The 24,502-nt window shown below is 70.5% G+C and carries 21 protein-coding genes; 15 read left to right on the top strand and 6 right to left on the bottom strand.

The window, feature by feature from the left end; all coding sequences use genetic code 11:
* Positions 1–2: 2 nt before the first annotated feature.
* Positions 3–629 carry a hypothetical protein gene (locus tag RKD20_RS31475; protein ID WP_424880656.1) on the bottom strand — a complete coding sequence of 209 codons (627 nt, stop codon included), beginning with the start codon at positions 627–629 and terminating at the stop codon, positions 3–5.
* Positions 630–1,029: 400 nt separating this feature from the next.
* Between RKD20_RS31475 and RKD20_RS31470 the strand changes: the two genes are divergently transcribed.
* The 13 genes from RKD20_RS31470 (at position 1,030) to RKD20_RS31410 (ending at position 15,389) form a co-directional block, all read left to right on the top strand.
* A complete protein-coding gene (locus RKD20_RS31470; RefSeq protein ID WP_424880655.1) occupies positions 1,030–4,674 on the top strand; it encodes a SpoIIE family protein phosphatase in 3,645 nt (1,214 codons plus the stop codon).
* 9 nt (positions 4,675–4,683) lie between these two features.
* On the top strand, positions 4,684–5,022 hold the full coding sequence (locus RKD20_RS31465) for a GmrSD restriction endonuclease domain-containing protein (protein WP_424880654.1): 339 nt from the start codon (positions 4,684–4,686) through the stop codon (positions 5,020–5,022).
* A complete protein-coding gene (locus tag RKD20_RS31460) occupies positions 5,010–5,156 on the top strand; it encodes a hypothetical protein (RefSeq protein WP_424880653.1) in 147 nt (48 codons plus the stop codon). The genes RKD20_RS31465 and RKD20_RS31460 overlap by 13 nt, the downstream gene beginning before the upstream one ends.
* A gap of 226 nt (positions 5,157–5,382) precedes the next feature.
* Positions 5,383–6,366: a 4-(cytidine 5'-diphospho)-2-C-methyl-D-erythritol kinase gene (locus RKD20_RS31455; RefSeq protein ID WP_424880652.1), complete on the top strand. Its 984-nt coding sequence runs from the start codon at positions 5,383–5,385 to the stop codon at positions 6,364–6,366.
* Positions 6,363–7,541 (top strand): sensor histidine kinase, encoded by a 1,179-nt coding sequence (locus RKD20_RS31450; RefSeq protein WP_424880651.1) that lies wholly within the window; start codon positions 6,363–6,365, stop codon positions 7,539–7,541. Before RKD20_RS31455 ends, RKD20_RS31450 begins: the two co-directional genes overlap by 4 nt.
* Complete coding sequence (locus RKD20_RS31445; RefSeq protein ID WP_424880650.1) at positions 7,538–8,224, top strand: response regulator; 687 nt, start codon at positions 7,538–7,540, stop codon at positions 8,222–8,224. The genes RKD20_RS31450 and RKD20_RS31445 overlap by 4 nt, the downstream gene beginning before the upstream one ends.
* Before the next feature lie 183 nt (positions 8,225–8,407).
* Positions 8,408–8,953 carry a hypothetical protein gene (locus RKD20_RS31440; protein ID WP_424880649.1) on the top strand — a complete coding sequence of 182 codons (546 nt, stop codon included), beginning with the start codon at positions 8,408–8,410 and terminating at the stop codon, positions 8,951–8,953.
* A gap of 155 nt (positions 8,954–9,108) precedes the next feature.
* Entirely contained in the window at positions 9,109–10,788 is a 1,680-nt protein-coding gene (locus RKD20_RS31435; RefSeq protein ID WP_424880648.1) for a prenyltransferase/squalene oxidase repeat-containing protein, read from the top strand.
* Entirely contained in the window at positions 10,785–12,011 is a 1,227-nt protein-coding gene (locus tag RKD20_RS31430; RefSeq protein ID WP_424880647.1) for a cytochrome P450, read from the top strand. The genes RKD20_RS31435 and RKD20_RS31430 overlap by 4 nt, the downstream gene beginning before the upstream one ends.
* A 40-nt stretch (positions 12,012–12,051) precedes the next feature.
* Positions 12,052–13,350, top strand: a complete 1,299-nt coding sequence (locus RKD20_RS31425; RefSeq protein ID WP_424880646.1) for a cytochrome P450 — start codon at positions 12,052–12,054, stop codon at positions 13,348–13,350.
* Between the two features lie 30 nt (positions 13,351–13,380).
* Positions 13,381–13,575, top strand: a complete 195-nt coding sequence (locus tag RKD20_RS31420; RefSeq protein ID WP_424880645.1) for a ferredoxin — start codon at positions 13,381–13,383, stop codon at positions 13,573–13,575.
* Positions 13,576–13,632: 57 nt separating this feature from the next.
* Positions 13,633–14,439 carry an SDR family oxidoreductase gene (locus RKD20_RS31415; protein WP_424880644.1) on the top strand — a complete coding sequence of 269 codons (807 nt, stop codon included), beginning with the start codon at positions 13,633–13,635 and terminating at the stop codon, positions 14,437–14,439.
* A 443-nt stretch (positions 14,440–14,882) separates the two neighbouring features.
* Entirely contained in the window at positions 14,883–15,389 is a 507-nt protein-coding gene (locus RKD20_RS31410; protein WP_424880643.1) for a response regulator transcription factor, read from the top strand.
* A 312-nt stretch (positions 15,390–15,701) separates the two neighbouring features.
* On the opposite strand, the gene RKD20_RS31405 is transcribed toward RKD20_RS31410, so the two are convergent.
* The 5 genes from RKD20_RS31405 to RKD20_RS31385 form a co-directional block, all read right to left on the bottom strand.
* Positions 15,702–16,697, bottom strand: coding sequence for a 4-hydroxy-3-methylbut-2-enyl diphosphate reductase (locus tag RKD20_RS31405; protein ID WP_424880642.1), 996 nt, complete (start codon positions 16,695–16,697; stop codon positions 15,702–15,704).
* Positions 16,694–17,830 carry a flavodoxin-dependent (E)-4-hydroxy-3-methylbut-2-enyl-diphosphate synthase gene (gene ispG, locus RKD20_RS31400; protein ID WP_424880641.1) on the bottom strand — a complete coding sequence of 379 codons (1,137 nt, stop codon included), beginning with the start codon at positions 17,828–17,830 and terminating at the stop codon, positions 16,694–16,696. Before ispG ends, RKD20_RS31405 begins: the two co-directional genes overlap by 4 nt.
* On the bottom strand, positions 17,827–19,674 hold the full coding sequence (locus RKD20_RS31395; protein WP_424880640.1) for a 1-deoxy-D-xylulose-5-phosphate synthase: 1,848 nt from the start codon (positions 19,672–19,674) through the stop codon (positions 17,827–17,829). The genes ispG and RKD20_RS31395 overlap by 4 nt, the downstream gene beginning before the upstream one ends.
* Positions 19,675–19,697: 23 nt before the next feature.
* On the bottom strand, positions 19,698–21,017 hold the full coding sequence (locus RKD20_RS31390) for an FAD-dependent oxidoreductase (RefSeq protein WP_424880639.1): 1,320 nt from the start codon (positions 21,015–21,017) through the stop codon (positions 19,698–19,700).
* A gap of 84 nt (positions 21,018–21,101) precedes the next feature.
* Positions 21,102–22,148 (bottom strand): polyprenyl synthetase family protein, encoded by a 1,047-nt coding sequence (locus tag RKD20_RS31385; protein ID WP_424880638.1) that lies wholly within the window; start codon positions 22,146–22,148, stop codon positions 21,102–21,104.
* 292 nt (positions 22,149–22,440) lie between these two features.
* On the opposite strand from RKD20_RS31385, the gene RKD20_RS31380 reads away from it, so the two are divergent.
* Together RKD20_RS31380 and RKD20_RS31375 are read left to right on the top strand one after the other, a co-directional pair.
* The gene (locus RKD20_RS31380; RefSeq protein WP_424880637.1) at positions 22,441–23,457 is read left to right on the top strand and encodes a UbiA family prenyltransferase; all 1,017 of its coding nucleotides are present in this window, start codon (positions 22,441–22,443) and stop codon (positions 23,455–23,457) included.
* Positions 23,454–24,479 carry a sulfotransferase gene (locus tag RKD20_RS31375; protein WP_424880636.1) on the top strand — a complete coding sequence of 342 codons (1,026 nt, stop codon included), beginning with the start codon at positions 23,454–23,456 and terminating at the stop codon, positions 24,477–24,479. Before RKD20_RS31380 ends, RKD20_RS31375 begins: the two co-directional genes overlap by 4 nt.
* Positions 24,480–24,502: the final 23 nt, after the last annotated feature.

Raw genomic sequence — 24,502 nt, 5'->3', positions numbered from 1 at the left:
CCTCAGTTCCACCCTCCCAGCAGACCCGAACTGAGCTGGGCCATACAGATGTTGTAGTCGCCGGCCGCGTGGGCCTTCCTCGTCTTCCCGCCGACCGTGACGGAGCAGTGGATGTCCCCGGACCCCTGGAGCTGTGCCGTGACGCTGAAGTACATTGCGTCGTCGTCAAGAGGCAGGGTGGCCTCGAACTTGCCGTTCTCGAAGGCGCCGTCGCGGTTGTCGGAGTCGGACCCGTAGGTGATGTTGAGCGGCCCGAGGGCGCCTGCGGGCGCGGTGCCCCACACCTTGAAGATCACGGCCTTCTTGCCGGCCTTCTTTTCGGCCTTGTCATCACTGCCTTCGGCGGCGTCAGCCGCCTCGTGGCCCTTCGACGGGGAGCCACCGGCCGTGGAACCACCGGTCTTCTTGTCGTCGACCCTCGTGGAGTCGTTCGAGCTGGAGCCGCCACTCGCGACAGCACCGATGAGAGCGATCAGAACGAAGAGACCGACGAGACCGAGACAGCCCAGCCCGATGACCTTCCCCGTGCCGGCCTTCTTCTTCGGCGGCGGCCCGAACGGCGCCTGTCCGTAGGGCTGTTGGGGGCCGCCCCATCCGGGCTGCTGCGGCGGGTACTGCTGCTGGCTCATGGTCCCCCCTGGGGCATATGTGGTGCAGTGCAAGGTGTGTGACTTGCACAGGCATCGAACGGGTTCCTCAAACCGGACCGATTCACCTGATCGTGGTGAACTCCAGGCAAATCGAACACCTCGACCATCTCTTCGCGCGGCCCCGGCCTTGCCCGTCGACGCCGACCGCGTCGGCCGGCCCCAGGGACCGCTGGTCGACGAGCACCGCCGTCGGCGTGCGGTTACAGGCGTACACTGCTGAGCAAATGGGGTTTTAATAGTTTCAAATGGCCAATTCGGGTAACAGTGGCGTCAGAGCTGTCGGATCCGGCGTCCGATCTGCCCGGGAGGTCCGCAGCGAGTGGCCGTCGGCAGCCTTGGGAGGCGCGGGCGGATCACACAGGCGCCAGGAGGAAGATCGATGACCCGGCGCGATGACCCGCGCACCGCGGCGGCCCGGGTGTTCGCCGACGGCGGTGCGTTCGGCGAGCTTCTGTCAGGGATCGACTGGGCGGCGACGCCGCTCGGGCCCCCCGTCTCCTGGCCCGGGCCACTGGTGGAAACCCTGAGCCTCATGCTCACCTCTGAGCATGGGATGGCTCTTTACTGGGGGTCCGAATTCGCCACGCTGTACAACCTGGGCTCCACACCGATCGTCGGCTCCAAACACCCCTGGGCGCTCGGCAGGCCCTACAAGGAGATATTCCCCGAGGTCTGGGCCCACCCCGTGAGCTCCCACTTCCACTACGTGACCGACTCCCGCAAGCCCCTGCTGGTCCCGGATGAGCTGCTCATCATGGAGCGCCACGGCTTTTTGGAGCAGTGCTACTTCGACTCCGCCTTCCAGCCCGTGCTGCTGGATGACGGCACCGCCGGCGGCGTACTGCAGATCCTCACCGAGACCACCGGCCGGGTACTGGGCGAGCGCCGGCTGCGCCTGCTGAGCGAGACCGGCACGCGCACGGCCGGGCTGCCCACTCCGGGCGAGGTCGCCCGCGTGGTCGCCGAGGTGGCGGCCTCCTACCCCGACGAGATCCCGTTTCTGGGCCTGTACCTGGTCTCCGAGCCGGGGATGCAGCGGCCGGCGGCCTCCACCGGGCTCCGGCCGGCGCCCGAGACCGGCTCGCTGAGTGCGGCCGACGGGCCGGAGGCGGCGGCCCGGCTGGCGCAGGTGGTCGCCGACGGTACCCCGGCCACGCTGCCGGCCGCCGCGTTCATCGGCGGCAGCATGGCCGGGCAGCACGCCGCGGCCTCCCGGCTCCCGGTCGAGCAGGCGCTGGCCCTTCCGCTGCACGCCGCGGGCCAGGTGGAGGGCGTGCTGGTGGTGGGCGTCAACCCCTGCTTCCCCCCGGCCGGGGCCTACCACGACTTCCTGGAGGTGCTCGCCTCAGCTGTGGCCGGGGCGCTGTCGGCCGCGCTCGCGCACGAAGAGCAGCGCAGGCGGGCGGAGGCGCTGGCCGAGCTCGACCGGGCCAAGACCGCCTTCTTCGCCAACGTCAGCCACGAGTTCCGCACCCCGCTCACCCTGCTCCTGGGCCCGCTCCAGCAGGCCCTGGCCGACGAGGACCGGCCCGAGCGGCACGAGCAGCTGGAGCTGGCCGAGCGCGGCGCCCTGCGTCTGCTGAAGCAGGTCAACACCCTCCTGGACGTCGCCCGGGCCGAGGCCGGGCAGACCCGCCCCACCCTTGAGCCGGTCGACCTCGCCAGTGCCACGGCCGAGCTGGCCGGGGTGTTCCGGTCCGCCTTCGAGACGGCAGGGCTGACGCTGGCGGTGGACTGCCCGCCGCTGCCCGAGCCGGTGCCCCTGGACCGGGAGATGTGGGAGAAGATCATCCTCAACCTGCTCAGCAACGCCCTGAAGTTCACCTTCACCGGCGGCGCCCTGGTGCGGGTGGCCACGGCAGGCGACCGGGCCAGGCTGACCGTGACCGACACCGGCACCGGCATCTCCGCGGACGAGCTGCCGCGCCTGTTCGAGCGCTTCCACAGGGTCCGCGGCGCCCGCTCCCGCTCCCACGAGGGCAGTGGCCTCGGCCTGGTGCTGGTGAAGGATCTGGTGGAGGCGCACGGCGGCACCGTCGGCGTGGACAGCCACCTCGGCCAGGGCACCACCCTCACCGTGGACCTCCCCTTCGCCACCGCCCAGCCGCCCCGCCCGCCCCCACCCGCGGCCGGCGCCGGACCCCCCGTGGACCTCCCCGGGGAAAGCGGAGGGGGCCACCCCAGCCGTACCGCGGCCTATGTGGACGAGGCACTGGGCTGGCTGTCGGCCGACCCCGTCCCCGCCGCGAACACCTCGGCGGCGCGCGCCCCGCACGCCCCCGCGACCCTCGACGCACCCGACGCCCTCGACGGCCCCAGCCCGCACGAAACCGACCGCCCCCACCGGGCCCGCCTGCTGGTCGTCGACGACAACGCCGACATGCGCGCCTACCTCACCCAGCTCCTGCGGCCCGACTACGACGTGCTGCTCGCCGCCGACGGCCGGGCCGCCCTGGAGATGGCCCTGGCGCAGCCTGTGGAGCTGGTGCTCAGCGACGTGATGATGCCCCACATGGACGGCTTCGAGCTGGTCCGGGCACTGCGCGCCGACCCGCGCACCGCCCGCCTGCCGATCGTCCTGCTCACCGCCCGCGCCGGCGAGGAGGAATCCGTTCAGGGCCGGCACGCCGGCGCCGACGACTACCTGGCCAAACCCTTCTCCGCGCGCCAGCTGCTGGCGCGTGTCCGCACCGGGTTGGAACTGTCCCGGCTGCGCGAACAGGCCCTGACCGAGACCCGCAACCAGCTGGCCGTGCTGGGTTCCCTGGCCGAAGCGGGCCTGCGGCTGGCCGCCACCCTCGACCCGGACCAGATACTGCGGACCACCGGTGAGATCCTGCTGCCCGACTTCGCCGACCAGATCAGCGTCCACCTCACCCCTGCGGCACCCGCCCCGGCGCAGTCGCCCCCGCCATACATCGCCGGCACCCCCCTTCTCGCCGACGAGGCCCTGACCACCGCCGCCACCCGCGCGATCAACGGCACCGCCCCGGCCCCGGTCGGCCCGCACCCGGCGCCCGCCGCCGTGCTGGCCCTGCCGCTGCACGCCCATGACCAGACGCTGGGGGCCCTGGTACTGGTCCGGCACACCGGCGGCTATTCCGCGGTCGAACACAAGTATCTGGAGAACCTCGCCCACCGCCTGGCCCTGGCCTACGACAACGCCATCCGCTACCACAACGAGCGCCGCCTCGCCCTGACCCTGCAGCGCGCCCTGCTGCCCCACCGCCTGCCCCAGGTGCCCGGAATGCGCCTGGCCACCCACTATCGGGCCAGCAACCGCGGCGCCGAGGTCGGCGGCGACTGGTACGACGTTCTCGCCCTGCCCGACGGCTCCGTGGGGCTGGCCATCGGCGACGTCATGGGCCACGACGTGGAAGCCGCCACGCTGATGGGCCAACTCCGCTCCGCCCTGCACAGCCTCGCCCTGGAAGGCGCCGGCCCGGCCCAGGTGCTGACCAGGCTGGACGCCTACCTGCAGTCGCTCACCACCGAACGCTTCGCCACCTGCCTCTACACGGTCTACGACCCACACCGCCACCGCCTGTGCTACGCCGCCAGCGGGCACCTGCCGCCCCTGCTGCTAGCCGCCGACACCTCCTACCTGGAGCTGCCCCCAGAACTGCCGCTGGGACTGGGCAGCACCCCGGTCGACCACGAGGTGGAGTTCCCACCCGGCACCGGCCTGCTCCTCTACACCGACGGCCTGGTGGAGAACCGCTCCCTGTCCCTGGACGACGGCCTGACTGCCCTGCGCCAGACCTGCGACGCCCTGCCCGCCGCCGCCCGCTCCGACCCCCAGCGGATCACCGAACGGGCCCTGGAACTCCTGAACACCCCCGACCGGGTCGACGACGACGCCGCCCTGCTCGCAGCCACCGCCGAACCACCGCGCCGAACCGGCGACCCGTACGACAGGCACGACCGCGCCGTCAGCACCACGTCAACGGTGAACTCACCCAGGGATCTTCCCCTGCCGGTGCATGATCGGCGGGGATCACATCGAGGGCCCGGACGCGGTTGACCGCACCAGTTGCTCTCCGCCGACAACCGGTTCTGGCCCGCCGACGACGAGCTCCGCGACAAGATCCGGAAGGCGCCCTTCTACCAGTTCGGACGCCCACAGCAGCGCAAGATGGTGCTGCAGCGGCTGGAGGAAAGCTACGAGCATCCGGAGCCTGTGGACTTCGCCGCCGCGCAGCTCACCATCGAGCACGTCATGCCACAGTCGCCCGGCGACGAGTGGCTCCGGATGCTGGGCGAGGAGGTGGCCGACGGAGAGCGGGCGGAAGACCTGCATTCCGGGCTGCAGCACACCCTCGCGCACTGCGCGCCGAACTCCTCACCCGCCTCAACGAATTGGAGGGGGTAGACATCCGGGAGGGCAAACTGGAGCTGCGCCCCAACTTCCGTCTGTCAGTGCTGGAGAAGGACCGCAACCGCGAACTGCTCGCCGAGACACTGGCGTGGTTCCGGGGCCGCTGGGAGGAGCGGGGCACAGCCTGAGCGCACGGTGAAGCCGCGGTCGCTTGTTCAGCAAGCGGTGTGGTGACGGCGTACGAGTCGGAGCTGGTCGTGCCGCGTGCGGGGGACTGAGGGGTACGCAAGGCAGTCGGTGGCCTTGGGCCCAGGGGAACAGCCCCCGCACATCGGGGTCGGCCAGTACGCTGCCCCGGAACACCAGCGCGAACGCGAATCGGTCCGCCGCCCCCGCAGAAGGGAACGCCCACCCGTGATTCCTGGCGTCACCATCCAGGTACCCGCCAAGATCAACGTCCAGTTGTCGGCCGGTGGTCCCGAGCCGGCCGGCTTCCATGAACTGGCCACCGTCTTCCTCACCGTCGGTCTCTACGACGAGGTGACGGTCACCCCGGCGGACACCTTGCGGATCACCGTCTCCGGCCCGGACTCGGGCCTGGTGCCGACGGACGGCGGCAATCTGGCGGCGCGGGCGGCCACGGCGCTGGCCGAACGGCTCGGCGTCCGACCCTCGGTGGCCGTGCACATCGCCAAGGGCATCCCTGTGGCCGGTGGCATGGCGGGCGGCAGCGCCGACGCGGCGGCAGCGCTGCTCGGCTGTGCCCGACTGTGGGAGGCCGACCTCGCCCTTCCCGAACTTCTCCGCATCGGCGCAGACTTGGGCAGCGACGTACCGTTCTGTCTGACGGGTGGGGCCGCGCTGGGGCTGGGTCGCGGCGAGCGGCTCACCGCGCTGCCGCTCGGCGGCCCCCTGCACTGGGTGGTGGCGGTCGCGGCGGGCGGCCTCTCGACCCCGGCGGTGTACCGGGAGTGCGACCGGCTGCGGGGCGCGGCCCGAATACCCGATCCGCTTCCTTTCCCGCCCGTACTCAAGGCCTTGGCGGCGGGGGATGCGCCGGCACTCGCCCGGGCCCTCGACGAGTACGCGTCCGCGCCACCTGGCGAGGGCCACGCGAACGACCTTCAGCCGGCGGCTCTTTCACTGCGGCCGAAGCTCCGTGACACGCTGCGGGTCGGCCGCACGCTGGGCGCCCTGACCGGGTTCGTCTCCGGCTCGGGCCCCACCTGTGTCTTCCTGGTGCCGGACGCCCGGAGCGCCGCCCTGGTGGCGGAGGGCCTGTCGGCCTCCGGCACCTGCGCCTCGGCAACAGCAGCGACCTCCTCCGGAGAGGGGCCGCTCGTGCGGTACGTACCGAAGACGGCAACCGCACCCGGATCGGAGGCCGACCGGGCGTGATCATTCTGGGCGCGCCCTTCCAACAGCAGCTCAGCTGGCCGCTGCGTACCGTCCGGTTGCTCGGACTCATCGTGCTCATCGTCAACATCGCCCGGGTCGACCCCCGGCCGGGCTGGCAGGGCCAGGGCCTCGCGGTCGCCATCACGCTGTCCCTGGCCACCGCCGGCTGGCCGCTCTGGCTCGCCTCCGACTGGCTCCCCCGGTACGCCCTCACCATCGCCTGGGTGCTCATCGGAGTCCCCGGCGGAGTCCTCGCCGGCCTCAGCCCGCACAGCGGCGCCATCGCCTTCCCCGCCGTCGCCCTCACCGACGCCGGCGCACGGCTCGCGCACCGTCGCATGTTCGCCCTGGGCGTCGCCTGCACGGCAGGCGTTTTGGCGGGGCATCTGGCCGCCGGTTGGGGGTTCGCCGTACCGCATCTGCTGCTGCTGTTCGCCTGCGCACTGCTCGGCACCCTCCGCTGGCAGTACGTGCAGCGTGCCGAGCAGTCCGAACTCCTGCTCAGCAATGCCGAGTACGCCGCCCAGGAGCACGCCAGGGCCGCCACCCTCGCGGAGCGCACCCGGATAGCGCGGGAGATCCACGACATCCTGGCCCATTCACTCGCCGCGCTCTCCGTCCAGTTGAAGGCGATCGACGCCCTGGTGGAGGACGACGCGGGCGCCGACCGGATCCGGCCCTGGGTCAGCCGCGCCGAACAGCTCGCCAACGAGGGCATCGTGGAGACCCGGCGCGCCATCCTCGCGCTGCGCGGCGAGACCCTGCCGCTGGAGCAGCTGCTGGTCGGCATCATCGGCGTCTACCGCGAACAGGACGGTGCGGCGGCCGAGTTCCGTGCCGTCGGCGACCCCGTGGAGCTGCCGGCCGACATCACGATGACGCTCTACCGCACCGCCCAGGAAGCGCTCACCAATGTCCGCAAGCACGCTCCGGGCAGCCGGGTGGAGACCGAACTGCGATACCGGCCGGGCGAGGTGGAGCTGACGGTCGTCAATCGGGTGCCGGAGCCCGTCGGCGCCCCGGCGGGCGGCGACCAGGGCGTCGCCGGGTTGGCGGAGCGCGGCACGGGGTACGGTCTGGCGGGGATGCGTGAACGGGCCGAGGTGGTCGGTGGCCTGCTCGACGCGGGTCCGCACAAAGACAGTTGGCGCGTACACCTGAGGATTCCGCTATGACCACGACCGACCCGTCCCGCAGGCGCAGATCGCCCGTTCGCGTGGTCGTCGCGGACGACCATCCCGTGGTGCGTGACGGCCTTGCCGTCCTGCTCGGACTTCAGCCCGACATCGTCGTCGTGGGGCAGGCCGCCGACGGCGAGGAGGCGGTGTCCGTGGTTCTGGACGCCCGGCCCGACGTGGTCCTCATCGATCTGCGGATGCCGCTGCTGTCGGGGGTCGGCGCGATTCGCCGGATCAGGGCCGTGGACCCGGGCATCCGGTTCGTGGTGCTGACCACCTATGTCGACGACGCTGAGGTCACCGAGGCCTTCCGGGCCGGAGCGCTGGGCTTTCTCACCAAGGACGCGGGCCGGCAGGAGATCTGCGAGGCGCTGGTGGCGGCCGCCGAAGGCCGTGGCCTGGTGTCCCGGGGCGCACAGCACGCGCTCGACACCGGCGAGGCGGAACCGGCAACCGCCGAGCAGGGCGTACCGGACGGGCTGACGCCTCGTGAGTGCGATGTGCTGCGCCTGATCGCAGCCGGCCGATCCAACCGGGAGATGGTGGAGCTGCTGCAGGTCAGCGAGGCGACCGTGAAGACGCACATCAACCGAATCTTCGCCAAGGCCCAGGTGCGCGACCGTGCGCAGGCGGTGCGCTACGCCTACCGCAACGGGCTGGCCTCCATCGGCGACTCATGACCCGTCGGGCGTCATGTGCCGCGCCCGCCACTCTGCTCCGCCCGAGGGCCCTCCCCCCTGGTCCACCCCAGGGTTGAATCGTCACAACCATGCCTGCGGCAGAGATCAACCCGGGGTTCGATTACATCTGTTGGTGCCGTCCCTAGCCTGAAATCGGAATTGTTTCCGTTGGCCGGAGGACCAGTGAACAGTGCGTATTGGCTCAATCTCATCGTCTTTGCCATTGCCTTGGAAAGCGATATCGGGCGGCGCAGAGTCGGTGCGTTCAGAATCCTCCGTCCCCTGGTCAGTGCCCTCGTGCTGGTCCCTGTGTTCTTCCGCGGAATGGACACCTCCGAGAACGGATTGCTACTCGAAGGAGGTGCGGTCCTGCTCGGCGCGCTTCTCGGACTCGCCGCCTCCTCGTTCATGCGATTCGAGTACGACGCAGGAAGGCAACAGGCTTTCTCCCGTACCGGAGTGGCTTTCGTTGCCGCCTGGGTGGCCATCACCTTGGCCAAGCTGTCGTTCTCGTACGGATCCACGCACTGGTTCGGCCGGGCGCTCGGCACCTGGATGCACGAGAACGCCATCAGCCCGGACGCTCTGCGGGCCGCGTTCATCTTCCTGAACATCGCCACGATGCTGGCCCGGGTCGGCGTCATCTACTTCGGCGGCAGACGGGTGGCGCGTGAGGCCGGCGCCGCGCACGGTGTCCTCCAGAAGGCACCCAGTCGTCTGGTGGGGTAGCCGATCGGGGCACCCCGACCGGACTGTCCGAACGCTGTCGACGCCACCGTCACCGCCCTGCGATCGTCGGGGGACCCTGCCCGTCCCTCCCCTTCCCGGTCCTCGAAGAGTCCCGTCCTTGCAGGCCTTTCCCTGCCCCCGTATCCGGAGTGAACGTGATCGCATCAGGAGCACGGCCGCCTGCCCAGGTGCGGAGGGCCATCGACTCGGCCGCTCGGCAGCTGTTCGCCGTGCGCCGCCCGGACGGCTCCTGGCAGGACCACCTGCCCTCCGCCGCCATCTCCACCGCCACCTCCGCGGTCGCCCTGCACTTCGCCGACCCGGAGGGCTCGGCCGAGCTGATCCGCAGCGCGCTCGACTGGCTCCGCGCGAACCAACTCCCCACCGGTGGCTGGGGCGACGGCCCCGGCACTCCGGCCACACTGCCGGCCTCCGCGTTCGCGGTGGCCGCGCTGCGGCTGCTCGCCGCCGAGGAATCACGGCAGGATGTGCGGCGCGGGCTCGACTGGATCGAGAGCCGCGGTGGGATGGCCGCGGTCGCCGACCCCGACCGCTGCGCCCTGCACGTGCTCTGCCTGCAGTTCCTGGCCCTGGCCGGCCTGTACGACGAGCGGCGGATCCGCCGGATGCCGGCCGCGGTGGCGCTGCTCCCCCGGAAGCTGCGCCAGAAGGTGTCGTTCGTCGTGCCGGTCACCCTGTCCTGGGCGGTGATGCAGCGGCACACCTGGCCGCAGGGGCGGATCCTGCGGGCGGTGTCCCGGCTCGCCGAGCCGCGCGCGTACGCGTACTTCGACGAGCTGCTGCTCAGCCAGGGCAAGGAAGGCGGCATGCAGGAGTCGCCGCTGCTCGTCTCCATGGTGTGCTTCGCCTTCGCCCGCGCGGGGGTGCGGCCCGATCTGGTCGAGCGGATGGCGGGCTATCTGCGGCTGACGGCGCGGCCGGACGGCTCCTGGGCGGTCAATCGGGACCTGGAGTTCTCGGTCACCACCTTCCTCGCGGCCGGTCTGCAGGAGTGCGGATTCGCCGACGATCCGCGGCTGAGTTCGACGATCGACTGGATTCGGAACTGCCAGTGGGACGCCGGCTTCATGGCGACCGGCTGCCCGCCGGGCGGCTGGGCCTGGTCGGTGGAGTCGGGCTGGCCGAACTGCGACGACACGGCCGATGCGCTGCTGGCGCTGGCCGGCGCGGGCTGCGGGCCCACCGATCCACGGGTCAGGGCGGGCCTCGACTGGCTGCTGGCCATGCAGAACAGGGACGGCTCCTGGAGCTGCTTCTGCCGCGACAACCATGTCGCCCTCGACGCCCCCTGCGCGGTGATCACCTCCCACGCGGTGGCGGCGCTGCGGCTGGCCGGCGGACTCGGCGCGGACGCCCCTCCGCTGGCGAAGGCGGTGCGCTGGTTCGCCAGGACCCAGCGTCCGGACGGCTCGCTGCCCTGCCTCTGGTATCGCGGCAGCACCGCCGGCACCGGTCAAGTCCTGGACGCGCTGGGCGGTTTGGGGCTGGGCGGCAGTGACACGGCGCGCCGGGCCCGCACCTGGCTGTTGCGCAACCAGCGGCCGGACGGTGGTTGGGGTGACGGCGAGGGCGCGCCCTCCTCGGTGGAGGAGACCGCCTGGGCCCTGATGGGTCTGCTCGGCGCGGGCGCCGACCCGCGGGAGGAGGCCGTCCAGGGCGGGGTGCGCCGGCTGCTGCACGAGCAGACCTCCGAAGCGCTGTGGGAGCCGACGCTGCTCGGCGTGTACTTCCTCGATCTGTGGTATTCCGACGATCTCCTCGCCAGCGGGTACGCCCTGCAGGCACTGGGCCGGTACTGGAAGGCATTGACATGATCAACGAAACGGAAGTGGTCGGCTCGGACACGGAGGAGCCGCCGGTCTGCCCCTTCGCCCAGGATGTACGCCTCGAACACGACCCGCGCTACGCCAAGTTGCGGGTGGACGAGCCGGTGAGCAAGGTCCGGATGCCGCACGGCGGCGACGCCTGGCTGGTAACGCGGTACGAGGACATCAAGTCCGTACTGACCGATTCCCGATTCCGGCGGGCTCCGATGGAAGGGCGTGCGGTCACAGCCGCCACCAAGGACATCGGCAAGGCCCGCTCGGCGATCCTGCCGATGACCGACCCACCGGAGCACACCCAGATCCGACGGCTGGTCACCAAGGCCTTCACGGTGCGCCGGATCGAGGAGCTGCGGCCCCGGGTGCAGGCCACCGCCGATGAGCTGCTGGATGCGATGGAGGCAAGCGGCGGCCCCGCGGACCTGGTCGCCGCGCTGTGTCTGCCGATGCCGATCACCATCATCGCCCAGCTGCTCGGCGTGCCCACACCGGACCAGCGCAAGGTGCACTCCTGGGTGCGCGCGATGCTCTCGATCAGCGACCACACGCCCGAGGAGGTCGCGCACGCCACCGCGGAGTTCAAGGCCTATATGGCCGAGGTACTCGAGGAGCGCAGGCGCACCCCCGACGACGACCTCATCAGCCAGCTGATCCAGGTGCAGGAGGAGGGCGACCGGCTCAGCATGGACGAGCTGCACTCCATAGTGATGCTGCTGTTCGTGGCCGGCCACGAGTCCACCCAGAACCAGATCACCAACTTCACCTACACGCTGCTCACCCGGCCCGACCTGTGGCAGGAGCTGCTTGCGCACCCGGAGCGGCTGCCCGAGGCGATCGAGGAGCTGCTGCGCTATCTGCCGCTGGGTTTCGCCGGACTGCCGCTGTGGACGGCCGAGGACGTGCCGCTGGCGAACGTGCTGATCCGCAAGGGCGACTCGGTGCTCCTCGCCAAGACCTCGGCCAACCGGGACGCCGCGGTGTTCGACCGCGCCGACGAGATCGACTTCCAGCGGGCCGCCGTCCCGCACCTGGCCTTCGGACACGGGCCGCACTACTGCATCGGGGCGCAGCTGGCCCGGATGGAACTCCAGGTGGCCCTTGGCACCCTGCTGAGGCGCTTCCCGGGGCTGCGACTCGCCGTCCCCGACGAGGAACTGCGGTGGCGCGAGGGTGCGTTCATGCGCGGCCTGATCGACCTTCCGGTCACCTGGTGAGGCCGACCCCATCCATGATCACCGACAAGGGAGCCCTCGCATGACCACGACCGAACCGCCGCTGACCGAAGCGGCGCCGGGCCCGGCGCAGACGTGCCCGGTGATGCACGGGACCCAGCCTGACGCGACAGGGCGGGACCTGCTCGACTACCCGTTCACCGGCGCCGTACCGCTGGATCCGCCGGTGGAGTGGGAGCAGGTGCGGGAGCAGTGCCCGGTGGTCGCCGTGCGGCTGCCCAGCGGCGACGAGGCGCATCTGGTCACCCGCTACGAGGAGGCCAGGGCGCTGCTCGCGGATCCGCGCTTCACCCGGCAGATACCGGTCGACGCCGAGTCCCGGATCGGGGCGAGCGAGGACGGCGGGGTGTTCAGCCGGCAGGCGACCAGCGGGCTGAAGATCTTCGAGGGCGAAGGGCATCTGCGCTGGCGCCGCTTGATGGCGAAGGCCTTCACCATCAAGCGGGTGGAGAGCATGCGGCCGCGGATCCAGGCGCTCGCGGACGAACTGGTCGACAAGATGGTCGCGGCCGGCCCCCGGGCGGACATCGCCCGGGACATCGGCGCGATCCTGCCGGTCCGGGTGATCGGCGATCTGCTGGGAGTGCCGACCGAGGATCTGCACCGGTTCGCTGCCTGGTCGGACGCGATCCTGACGCTCACCCGGCACAGCAAGGCCGAAGTGGACGCGGCCCGGCAGGACTTCGGTATCTATCTGGCCAAGCTGATCGAGGCGAAACGGGCCGAGCCCGGGGACGATCTGCTCAGCGAGCTGATCAACATCACCGACAGCGAGGACGGCCGGCTCGACATGGTGGAGCTGATCGTCACGGCCATGGCGATCCTGGTGGCAGGACACGAGACCACCGCCAACATGATCGGGAAGATGACGGCGATGCTGCTCGCCGACCGCAGCCGCTTCGAGGCGGTGGTGGCCGATCCGTCGATCGTGCCGAGCGCCGTCGACGAGGTGCTGCGCTTCGACACCAATCCCAGCATCGGGGTGCCGCGCTATGTGAGCGAGGACATCGCGGTGGGTGGCGCGGAGATCGGAGCGGGCTCCACGGTCATCGTCAGTCCCGCGATCGCCAACCGCGATCCGCGGCGCTTCCCCGAGCCGGAGCGGATGGATCTGCGCCGCACCAACAACCAGCACCTTTCGTTCGGCGCCGGCCCCCATTTCTGCCTCGGGCAACCGCTGGCCAGGGCCGAACTGCAAGTGGTGCTCGGCACCTTGGCGCGTCGGCTGCCCACGCTGCGGCTGGCGATCGACCGCCGGGAGCTCCGGGTCAAGCAGGGGCTGATCGTCGTCGGATTCGAGGAAGTCCCGGTGGAGTGGTGACCATCGGGCCCGGCTCAGCGAAGGAGCGTCATGCGTATCGAGGTTGACCGAGAGCTGTGCTGCGGCAGCGGCATGTGTGTGCTGACCGATCCCGAGACCTTCGACCAGAGCGAGGAGGACGGCGTGGTCCAAGTGCTCCGCGCCCAGCCGTCCGCCGAGCGGCAAGCGGTCGTCCGGAGCGCCGTCTCGGGCTGCCCGACGTCGGCGATCCGGCTGGTCGAGTAGGCCTTGTCGCGCGGCCTTGTCACGCCGAGGAGCCGGAAGCCGGAAGAGGGAGTGGGCATGCGCAAGAACATCCTGATCACGGGCGCGAGTGGCGGTCTCGGTCGCGGTATGGCCTGGGAGTTCGCCCGGCGCGGCCGCCATCTCGCGCTGTGTGCGCGGCGCGGCGACCGGCTGAAGGACCTGCGAGAGGAGCTGCTCGCGGCGCATCCCTCGATCACCGTGGCCGTGCGCGAGCTCGATGTGACCGACCACGCAGCGGTGTTCGAGGTGTTCCGCTCCTTCCGCGCGGAGCTCGGCTCGCTGGACCGGGTGGTCGTCAACGCCGGTACGGGCGAGGGAAGTCCGGTGGGCACGGGTGGCTTCGAGCGAAACCTTCGCGCGGTGAACACCAATTTCACCGCCGCCCTCGCCCAGTGCGAGGCGGCCATGGAGGTGTTCCGGGAGCAGCATTCGGGCCATCTGGTGGTGATCTCCTCCATGAGTGCGCTGAAGGGCTTCCCCGGCGCGCTCACCGCGTACGCGGCGGGCAAGGCCGGGGTGCTGACGCTGGCCGAGGGCATCCGCGCGGAGGTGATGGGAACCCAGGTGAAGGTCAGCACCATGCTGCCCGGATACATCCGATCTGAGTCCAACACCCATGAGGGCCAGCGGAGGTTGGTGGTCGACACGGAGACCGGTTGCCGCCGGCTGGCCGCCGCCATCGAGCGCGAGCCGGCCAGGGCCTGTGTGCCGGCCTGGCCCTGGAGTGTGCTCGGCGTGGGGCTGCGGCTTCTGCCGCTGCGGGTGACCAGCCGGATGGGAGCGGTGGCTCGCCGCGCCGAGGGCCCCAGGCCCCGTACGGCCGCCGCCGACCACGCCGGATAAGAGTAATCCCAAGCAACGACAAAGAGCCCCCTATGATTCCCTAAATTCGGGAATCGGGGGGCTCTTGTGCGCCCGGGGCAAATCAAGCGGCAACGAGAGGACAATGCCCGGCAGTCAAATAAAAACACTTTTCCTGGCCGGATCGGTGCACGAAGTGCCATAATCGGCCATGCGATGGGAGCCCGCATCACTGACGGACAACGGGGAGAATGTCAGGTATGCCCAATATTGCCGAAGCCGAGCAGCCTTCCATCGGGGATTACTGTCCCGGCGGCAACTCAGTACTACTCATAGAGCCGAATGAAGTCATACGGCTCGGACTCGTGGCTGTGTTCCGCTCCATCGAAACGGTGGCAAGTGTCACCGGCTGCGAAACCACCCCCAGTCTCGACACCGCCCTCGAGGAGCGACGCCGGCGACCCGGGCGCGCCGGCATCCTGGTCATGTCCTCCACCATCGGAATCGACGAGATCAGATCCCTCGAAGTCCGGGCCGCCCAGGACCACCTGCGCACACTACTGATCCTGCACAGCCTCGACGACCCCTCCTTCGTCGAGTACTCGCAGCGCTTCGCGCACGGTCTGGTCCTGCTCGACGACATCACCACAGAGCACATGAGTGGCGCCCTGGAACGGCTGGAGCGCCGTGAGGAGGTCATGCTCCCGGTCCGCGTCGCAGGCCAACTGCTGCAGCGCCCCAGGGCCCTGCGCAACGGCCCGCACCAGAGCCGGCAGCTGCTCACCCAGCGCGAGCTGGACGTGCTGACCCTGCTCTCCCAGGGGTACAGCAACAAACAGATCGCGCCACGGATCGGCATCTCCGAGCACGGAGTCAAGCGCCATGTGGCCAACGTGCTGGCCAAGCTCAACTGCTCGAACCGCACCCAGGCCGTGTCGCTCGCCCTCCAGCGGGGCCTGCTGGCGGAGTCACAGCTGACCCCCGCGATGTAGCCGCTTCCCGCCCGCCGCCCGGCCCCCGGCTCGCCGCCTTTCGGCCCACCGATTTCAGCCACTTCATTTCCGGCCACGGCGCATCGAACCCCGGGTTGACGGATCCGCCGACCCGGCAGCCCCCGCACTTCGGGGCGTCAACCCTCGGGTTGACGCCCCGAACAGGCCCCGTCTGCTTCAATTGAAGCCTCATACCGGACGGCAGATGTGCCGAAATCCGCAACCACGCCAGGGAGGTTTGCACAACTCGCGAGTAACCCATTCCATTGCGCCGCTCCCATCGCATTGATCGGCTCGAACTTACCTTTCGGGTTACTCGGGTGCCGTTCTCATCCGTTCCGCCCGCACTTCTCTGGGCAATGCGAATTGCATCCGCTCCGGTACGGACTCGATTTCCAGCAGGTCGTCGAAACCATGGTCGGCCAGTGTCTCCAGCAGATCCTGTACGAGCACCTCGGGCACCGAGGCACCACTGGTAACCCCGACGGTGTGCACGTTCTCCAGCCAGTCGGGGTCCAGCTCTGCCGCGTAGTCCACCAGGTGGGCCGCCCGGGCGCCGGCTTCCAGCGCCACCTCCACCAGCCGCTTGGAATTGGAGGAGTTGGCCGAACCCACCACGATGACCAGTTCCGCCTCGGCGGCGATCTGCCGTACCGAGGTCTGCCGGTTCTGGGTCGCGTAGCAGATGTCGTCCGAGGGCGGCCCGGCCAGCGCCGGGAACCTGTCGCGCAGCGCCGCCACCGTCTCCTGGGTCTCGGAGACCGAAAGAGTGGTCTGGGACAGCCAGGCGACCCGCTCCGGGTCCCGCACCGAGATTCGTCCGATGTCTTCGGGACCGTCGACGAGCTGGATATGCTCGGGTGCCTCGCCCGCGGTCCCGATGACCTCCTCGTGCCCCTCGTGCCCGATCAGCAGAATGTCGTAGTCCTCCGCGGCGAACCGCCGGGCCTCGTTGTGCACCTTGGTCACCAGCGGGCAGGTCGCGTCGATGGCGTGCAGCCCGCGGGCCGCGGCGCCCTCGTGCACCGAGGGCGCGACACCGTGCGCGGAGAACACCACCACGGCGCCCTCGGGCACCTCGCCGGTCTCCTCCACGAACACGGCCCCGCGCCGCTCCAGGGTCCTGACCACATGGATGTTGTGCACGATCTGCTTGCGTACGTACACAGGGGCGCCGTGCTGCTCCAGGGCCAGCTCGACCGTGCGCACCGCGCGGTCCACACCCGCGCAGTAGCCGCGCGGCTTCGCCAGCAGGACGCGCCGCCCGCTGCCCGGACCACTCTGCTGTCCGCTCTGCCGGCCGGTCACGACTGCTCCTCCGTGCCCGCGCCGGCGCCGGACTCCTCGGCCAGCCGCAGTGCCTCCTCGATGAGGGTCTCCACGATCAGCCGCTCCGGCACCGTTTTCACGACCTCGCCGCGGACGAAGATCTGGCCCTTCCCATTGCCCGAGGCCACCCCGAGGTCCGCCTCCCGCGCCTCGCCCGGCCCGTTCACCACGCAGCCCATGACCGCGACCCGCAGCGGGATCTCCATGCCTTCGAGCGCCGCGGTGACCTGGTCCGCCAGCTTGTAGACGTCGACCTGGGCGCGGCCGCAGGACGGACAGGAGACGATCTCCAGCTTGCGCGGCCGCAGCCCGAGCGACTGCAGGATCTGCAGCCCGACCTTGACCTCCTCCACCGGAGGGGCGGAGAGCGAGACCCGGATGGTGTCGCCGATCCCCTGGCGCAGCAGTGCGCCGAACGCGACGGCGGACTTGACCGTGCCCTGGAAGGCGGGTCCGGCCTCGGTGACCCCGAGGTGCAGCGGGTAGTCGCACTGCTCAGCGAGGATCTCGTACGCCCTGATCATGACGACCGGGTCGTTGTGCTTGACGGAGATCTTCAGATCGTGGAAGCCGTGCTCGGCGAAGAGCCCGGCCTCCCACAGCGCGGATTCGGCCAGCGCCTCCGGGGTGGCCTTGCCGTACTTCTTGAGCAGCCTCGCATCCAGGGAACCGGCGTTGACCCCGATCCGGATCGGGGTACCCCGGTCGCGGGCCGCCTCGGCGATCTCCTTGACCTGGTCGTCGAACTTGCGGATGTTGCCCGGGTTCACCCGGACCGCCGCGCAGCCCGCGTCGATCGCCGCGAAGACGTACTTCGGCTGGAAGTGGATGTCGGCGATCACCGGGATCTGCGACTTTCCGGCGATGGCGGGCAACGCCTCCGCGTCGTCCGCGCTCGGGCAGGCCACCCGCACGATGTCGCAGCCCGCCGCGGTGAGTTGGGCGATCTGCTGCAAGGTCGCGTTGACATCGGCGGTGAGTGTGGTGGTCATGGACTGCACGGAGATCGGATGGGCGCTCCCCACCCCGACGGGCCCCACCTTCAACTGGCGGGTGGACCGACGGGCCGCCAGTGCGGGCGGCGGGAAGGCGGGCATGGCGAGGTCGGTCATGAGGCGGTCTCCCTGGTGGCCGGCGTGGAGCTCAACGGATGCGGGCCACCCAGCGAGATGGGCAGCGGCCAGCGCATCGGGCTGCGCCTGGCCAGGAACTCCGTGGCACAGCGCGCCATATGACGTGAGGTCAGCCCGATCTGATCGAGGATCTGGGCGCGGCCCGCGTGCTCCAGGAAGGCAGCGGGGATCCCGAAGGTGCGGACCGGAGTGTCCACATCGGCGTCCCGCAGCAGGCGGGCCACCGCGTCTCCGACGCCGCCACTGCGGCAGCTGTCCTCGGCGACCACCACCAGCCGGTGCCGCCGTGCCACCGCGGCCAGCGCCGGGTCCAGCGGCTTGACCCAGCGCGGATCCACCACGGTGGCGCCCAAGCCCTGCGCCCTGAGCAGCGCGGCGGTCTCGACGCCGGTCCGGGCCAGCGGGCCCACGGCGACGACGAGGACGTCCTGCGCGCCGGTGGCGCTGAGTACGTCCAGCTCGCCGATCCGGCCGATCGCCGGGAGGTCCTCGGGCACCGCGCCCTTGGGAAAGCGCACCACGGTCGGACCGTCCGGGATGTCGACTGCGGCCCTGAGCAGCGAGCGCAACCGGGTCGCGTCGCGCGGTGCGGCGATCCGCAAACCCGGCACCACCTGCAGGATCGACAGGTCCCACATGCCGTTGTGGCTCGGCCCGTCGTCGCCGGTGACACCGGCCCGGTCGAGTACGACGGTGAGGCCGAGCCGATGCAGCGCGGCGTCCATCAGCAGTTGGTCGAAGGCCCGGTTGAGGAAGGTTGCGTACACCGCGAGGACCGGTCGCAGCCCGCCGAGCGCGAGTCCCGCGGCCGAGCCCATCGCGTGCTGCTCCGCGATGCCGACGTCGAAGGTGCGCTCGGGGTACGCGTCGCAGAATCCGGCGAGGCCGGTGGGGCCCATCATGGCCGCGGTCAGGGCCACCACGTCCGGCCGCTCGGCGCCGATGCGCACCATCTCCTTGCCGAACACCCCGGTCCAGGAGGTGCCGGCGGAAGGCAGCTTGCGGCCGGTGGCCGGGTCGAAGAGGCCCGGGGCGTGGAACTTCTCGTCGTCGTCCGCCTCGGCCGGCGGATAGCCGAAGCCCTTGCGGGTCACCACGTGCACCACGGTGGGGCCGAGCGTCCTGGCCTCGGTGAGAGCGGCTTCGAGCGCGGTGATGTCGTGTCCGTCGACCGGTCCGAGATAGCCGAGGCCGAGCGAGCGGAAGAGCTCACCGGGCGGCTGCTCGCCGGTGCCCTCGCGGCTTGCCGCCAGGTGCTCGGCGATGCCGCCGATGGTCGGGGAGTAGGAGCGGCCGTTGTCGTTGAGCACGACGGTCACCCGGCGGTCCTTGGCGGCCGCGATGTTGTTGAGCGCCTCCCAGGCCATACCGCCGGTGAGCGCGCCGTCCCCGATGACCGCGACCACCTGGCGGTCGTCCTGCCCGGTCAGCCGGTAGGCCTTGGCCAGCCCGTCGGCGTACGACAGCACGGTGGAGGCGTGCGAGTTCTCGATCACGTCGTGCTCGGACTCGGCCTGGCTGGCATAGCCGGAGAGGCCACCGCTCTTGCGGAGCTCCGCGAATCGGTTCCAGCGGCCGGTGAGCAGTTTGTGCGGGTAGACCTGGTGGCCGGTGTCGAACAGCAGCCGGTCGTACGGTGAGGTGTAGACGCGGTGCAGTGCGATGGTGAGCTCCACCACCCCGAGGTTGGAGCCCAGATGGCCACCGGTGCGCGCCACCACGTCCAGCATCAGGTCCCGCATCTCCTGGGCGAGTGCGGCGAGTTGCGGTGCTGTCATGGCGCGCAGGGCGCGGGGTTCGGAGGCGGTTCTCAGGAGGTTCACTGCGCTGAGTGTGGTGGGTGGGGTCATGGGCGGATCTCCTCGGCTCGAGCAGGAAGCGGCCTGCCGGAGGGACGGGGCAGCAGACCGGATGCACTGATCCAGTCCCGGGCGCGGAACGGCTGCGCCGTCAGTCCCGCGACGTTCTGGGTGATGTGCCGACGGAGCCGGACATTGGACTGGTTGCGGCGCAGCAGGGAGGGCCGCAACAGGCGCCCCGTCCGCGAGGTGGTGGTGAGCAGGGTGGCCAGGTTGTGGCTGAGCCGGGAGACGAACTCGAGCCGGGGGCGCCGTACGGCCTCGTAGCGCCGCAGGGCGTCATCGACCTCGGCGGGCCCGAGGGGGCGCCCCCCGGCCGGCTCCTCGGCCAGCTCGCTCCCCAGCGACCAGGCATCTCCGATCGCGGAGTTCATGCCCTGCCCGACCATGGGGTGGACGCAGTGCGCCGCGTCCCCGAGCAGTGCGAAGCCCGGCCGTGACCAACGGGGGGCGACGAACCGCCAGGCGGACAGCACCTGGACGGTTTCCAGGCAGTCCTTCAGCGGTTCGGCGATCGCGTCGAAGGCCGGCATCGTACGGAGGATGCCTTCGGTCCACCCGGCCACTCCCGCCCGGCCCACCTCGCGGAAGGAGCCGACCGGGATCTGCACGTACAACCGGGCCCGGTCGCCGGGGAGTTCGAAGAGCGCCCGTAGTCCGTGTCGGGTGAGGTGGGCGTTCATGTCGGGGCCGAGCGGCGGGGCCTTCTCTATCTCGAAACCGACCAGTTGGTGGTCGTAGCGGTGCATGGCCACCTGGATGCCGGCAGCGTCCCGGAGCCTGGAGGCCTGGCCGTCGCAGGCGACGGTCAGCGCGGCCGCCACCCGGCAGGGGGTGCCCTCGCGGTTCAGCGACACCCCGGTGATCCGTCCGGTGTCGTCCCGGATCAGATCCTCGACGCGGGTGCCCCGCCAGAAGGTGACGGTCGGGCCGAGCCGGTCCGCGAGGGTGTCGAGCATGTCCTTGTAGCTCTGCACCAGGCCGTGCCGGTACGCACCGGTGATCAGCCCGTAGTCGAGGGTGACCAGGTCGGCGCCGTCCGCGGTGCGGCAGGCCAGGGCGTTGACCTTGAGCGCGCCGGCCGCGTACAGATGCGGCAGCAGCCCCAGTTCGTCGAGGACGGTGAGGGAGCCGGGCTGGATGAGCTCGCCCTTGTGCATCATGCGGAACCGGCGCTGCTTCTCGACCAGCAGGACCCGGCGGCCCTGTCGGCCGAGCACCGCGGCCAGGGTCAGACCGCCCACGCCGGCACCGCAGATCACCACATCGTAGGCGGTGTCCTCGGCAGGTTCGCAGTGCTGTGCCACCGGACGTACTCCCCTCTCTGACTGACGCTTGCGGCTGGTGACGGACGTCTGTCCAATGGCTGCCGGCGGGCCGGGCAGTGAGGGCTAGCTGAGGCGGCTCACCGCCATCCGGGCGTGGTGCGCCATCCGGTGTCTGCTGGGCGTCGGAGCCAGTGCGTCCAGGGCCCGCTCGGCGGCGCTCGCGTGGCGCAGGGCCATGGCCCGGGAGGCCTCCACCGCGCCGGTCCGGCGGATGACCGTGCCCACCATGGCGAGAGCCTCGGCCGGGTCGAGCTCGGGGTCGAAGGCCGCGTCGAGCAGCCTCTCGCCATCGCGGTCGGCCTGCTGGTAGGCGAGCAGCACCGGCAGCGTCATCCGCTTGTTGCGGATGTCGCTGAGCAGCGACTTGCCGATGGCCGTGTCGTCGTCACCGGTGTACGCGAAGAGGTCGTCGCACATCTGGAAGGCGATGCCGAGCTCGTCGCCGTACATCCCGAGCGCCTCGATCTCCTGCCGGCCACCGCCGCCGAGCAGCGCGCCGGCCTGGCAGGCGCCGCGGAACAGCGCCCCGGTCTTCAGCTTGATCATCAGGATGTAGCGGTTCACATCGCGGCTGGAGCCCTGAGTGATCTCGTACTCCAGGCTCTGGCCGCGACACAGTTCGAGGCCTGCCTTGGCGACCACCTCGAGGGCGCTGACGATCCGGCTGTCCTGCGCGCCGGCCTGCCGGCACTCGGCGAGGCAGCGGAACAGGTCGAACAGCATGGCGTCGCCGGCCACGATGGCGTTGTCCGCGCCGAACTTGGCGTGCACGGCCGGTCTGCCGCGGCGCATCAGATCGTTGTCGATGATGTCGTCGTGCACAAGGCTGGCGACATGGCCGCTCTCGGTGCCGACCGCCGCGGGCAGCACATGGGCGATGTCACCTCCGACGGCCAGCGCCGACTCCAGGAGCAGTACGGGGCGGAACAGCTTGCCCATGGGGACCTGGGCGTGCCGGCACATGTCGCCGAGCAGGCTGTCCTCGGCGTCCCACCGGGTGCTGAGCCGGTCGTACAGCTCCCGCATAACGGGTTCCTCGTCGGCCCGCTCCGCGGAGAAGGCGGAATCCGCGGGGAAATCTGCTACATGGGTCTGAATTCCTGCGCTCATGGCTCACCATCCAGATCGACAAGGAAACCGGCTAGACATCACGCCAGAAATGCTGGGGTAGGGATTGAGTGGGTGTCAATTCCGTTCGGGGTAGCCGATCGGGCAGCCCGACGGTCTGTCATCTTCCCTCTTCAGAGCGTGCGCCGATCGGGCACTCCCCGTTCGGCGCACCCGCTCGGGCTACCCGAATCCACTCCCCCATAAGCCTTTCCGGATCCCACCGGAAACCCCAGGATGGCGGTCAGCGTGACACCCAAGCGGATATTCCGGAATTCCAAAGGACCCGAGGTTCATGACCGGTTTGATGCGCAGCCTTTCCGCTCATGTGGAAACCTGGCGGCCGTACACCAGCTGCTATGTCGGCCTGGTCGGCCTGGCCGGTGCCGCCCTGGCCGCCGACTCCACCAGTGGCGCCCGGCTCCTCGCGGCCTGGGCGATCCCGACCCTCGGCTGGCTGGCCGGCCTGTACGGCGGCGACTACTTCGACCGTGAGCTGGACGCGATCGCCAAGCCGCAGCGGCCGATCCCCTCGGGCCGGCTGCGCGCCTCCACCGCCCTCGCCGCGATGATCGGCCTGATCGCCGCAGGCGCCGCGTGGACGCTGCTGCTCAACTGGCATGCGGTGGCCCTGGTGGGCCTGGCGACCGTGGTGGGGGTGTCGTACAACGCGTTCTTCAAGGCCCGCGGCCTCAGCGGCAATCTGGTGCGCGGCTCGCTCACCTCCTTCGCCTTCCTGTTCGGGGTCCTGCTCGGAGGCGGACACATCGGTCCTGAGCTGATCGCCGTGTCCGCCGTGTTCTGCTTCCACGACAGCGCCTCCAACCTGGTCGGCACCCTGCGGGACATGGACGGCGACAAAGAGGGCGGCTATCTGACGCTGCCGGTGCGCAAGGGTGTCCGTACCACGGTGCGGGTGATCGCCGGACTGGCGGCGGTGTGGACCGCACTGGCCGCGACCGCCCCGCTGTTCCTGCACCGGCCGGTGAACCTCGGCTGGGTGATGCTGCTGATCGCGGCGGTCGGCGCCTTCTGGACGGTGGTGGTGCTGCTGCTCCGGGCCGGGGTTCCCTCCCGCCGGTACGCCCTGCGCATGCACGAGGTGATCTGCCTGGAACGGGTGGTGCTGGCGGGCGCCCTGATCGCCTGGGGTGCCGGTGTTCCGGCGGCCGCGGCCACCGTGCTGCCTGCCCTGCTGATCACCTGGACCGCCCAGCGGATCTTGCGTGTCCGCCATGAGTTCGGCCTCCACGGACAAGCCGCCGACGCCGGTCCCAGCGTCGTACCGATGAATCTCAGGGAGTACTCGTGAGCCAGTTGCCCCCCGTCTTCGTGGTGTCGACCGGACGCTGCGGATCGACCCTGCTGTCCGAGATGCTCCGGCTCAACCCGGAGGTACTCAGCCTGTCGGAGTTCTTCGGGCTGCTCCTCACCGGTCCCTTCCCCGCCGGTGAGCTGACGGCCGCCGAGTACTGGAGTCTGCTCAGCACTCCGCACCCGTTCGTCACCTCCGCGTACCGGGTGGGCGCGCCCGTCGAGGAGTTCCTGTACGAGGCCTCGCCCAGCCGCCCGTTCAATGCCTCGACCGGCATTCCGCCGATCCTGGTGACCTCGCTGCCGCATCTCACCGACCGGCCCGAGGCCCTGTACGCGGAGATCGAGGAGTTCGTACGGAGCCTCGGTACGGCCGAGGTCGCCGAGCAGCACCGGCGGCTCTTCGGCTGGCTGCGGGACCGATTCGGCGCGAAGGTGTGGGCGGAGCGGTCCGGATTCTCCCTGCGCCATGTGCCGGAGCTCGTCAGGCTGTTCCCCGACGCGCGGTTCGTGCATCTTTACCGCGACGGCCGCGAGTGCGCGTACTCGATGAGCCGTAGCGGCGCGTTCCGGCTCGGCGCGGTGTCGATGCGGCTCCAGCAGGAGCTGGGCGTCAACCCGTACGTCGAGGACGTACCGCCGGGGGTGTCGATCCCCGCGGACCTGGTGCCGCTGATGCCGGACACCTTCGAGCTGTCCGCCTTCGAGTCGGTCGAGCTGCCGGTGGAGGACTTCGGGCACGCCTGGTCGGACCAGATCACCACCGGGCTCGAAGGACTGCGCGAGGTGGAGCCCGGGCGGCTGCTGCAGTTCAGCTATGACCGGCTGGTCGAGGACACCGCGGGCACTCTCACCGAACTGGCCGCTTTCATCGGCCCGGTGGACGCCTCCGAGTCCTGGCTGCGGAAGGCCGCCGGGCTGGTCTCCGACCGGCCCTCGGGGTGGCGTTCGCTCCCGGACGAGCAGCGTCAGCGACTCGAGGCCGCCTGCCAGGACGCCATGTCCCGGCTGGCCGGTTGACCGGCGCCTTGTCCGAGTGGGGG

Origin of the sequence: Streptomyces sp. SLBN-8D4, from assembly GCF_049739545.1 — a bacterium.
Lineage (GTDB): Bacteria > Actinomycetota > Actinomycetes > Streptomycetales > Streptomycetaceae > Streptomyces > Streptomyces canus_C.
Note: the sequence above shows the minus strand (reverse complement) of the source record. Positions and strands in the feature narration are given on the sequence as shown.

Excerpts from the sequence above, each read along its gene's own strand:
- RKD20_RS31475 (WP_424880656.1), bottom strand. The coding sequence starts at position 629 with ATGAGCCAGCAGCAGTACCCGCCGCAGCAGCCCGGATGGGGCGGCCCC.
- RKD20_RS31470 (WP_424880655.1), top strand. The coding sequence starts at position 1,030 with ATGACCCGGCGCGATGACCCGCGCACCGCGGCGGCCCGGGTGTTCGCC.
- RKD20_RS31445 (WP_424880650.1), top strand. The coding sequence starts at position 7,538 with ATGACCACGACCGACCCGTCCCGCAGGCGCAGATCGCCCGTTCGCGTG.
- RKD20_RS31430 (WP_424880647.1), top strand. The coding sequence starts at position 10,785 with ATGATCAACGAAACGGAAGTGGTCGGCTCGGACACGGAGGAGCCGCCG.
- RKD20_RS31425 (WP_424880646.1), top strand. The coding sequence starts at position 12,052 with ATGACCACGACCGAACCGCCGCTGACCGAAGCGGCGCCGGGCCCGGCG.
- RKD20_RS31420 (WP_424880645.1), top strand. The coding sequence starts at position 13,381 with ATGCGTATCGAGGTTGACCGAGAGCTGTGCTGCGGCAGCGGCATGTGT.
- RKD20_RS31415 (WP_424880644.1), top strand. The coding sequence starts at position 13,633 with ATGCGCAAGAACATCCTGATCACGGGCGCGAGTGGCGGTCTCGGTCGC.
- RKD20_RS31410 (WP_424880643.1), top strand. The coding sequence starts at position 14,883 with ATGTCCTCCACCATCGGAATCGACGAGATCAGATCCCTCGAAGTCCGG.
- ispG (WP_424880641.1), bottom strand. The coding sequence starts at position 17,830 with ATGACCGACCTCGCCATGCCCGCCTTCCCGCCGCCCGCACTGGCGGCC.
- RKD20_RS31385 (WP_424880638.1), bottom strand. The coding sequence starts at position 22,148 with ATGAGCGCAGGAATTCAGACCCATGTAGCAGATTTCCCCGCGGATTCC.
- RKD20_RS31380 (WP_424880637.1), top strand. The coding sequence starts at position 22,441 with ATGACCGGTTTGATGCGCAGCCTTTCCGCTCATGTGGAAACCTGGCGG.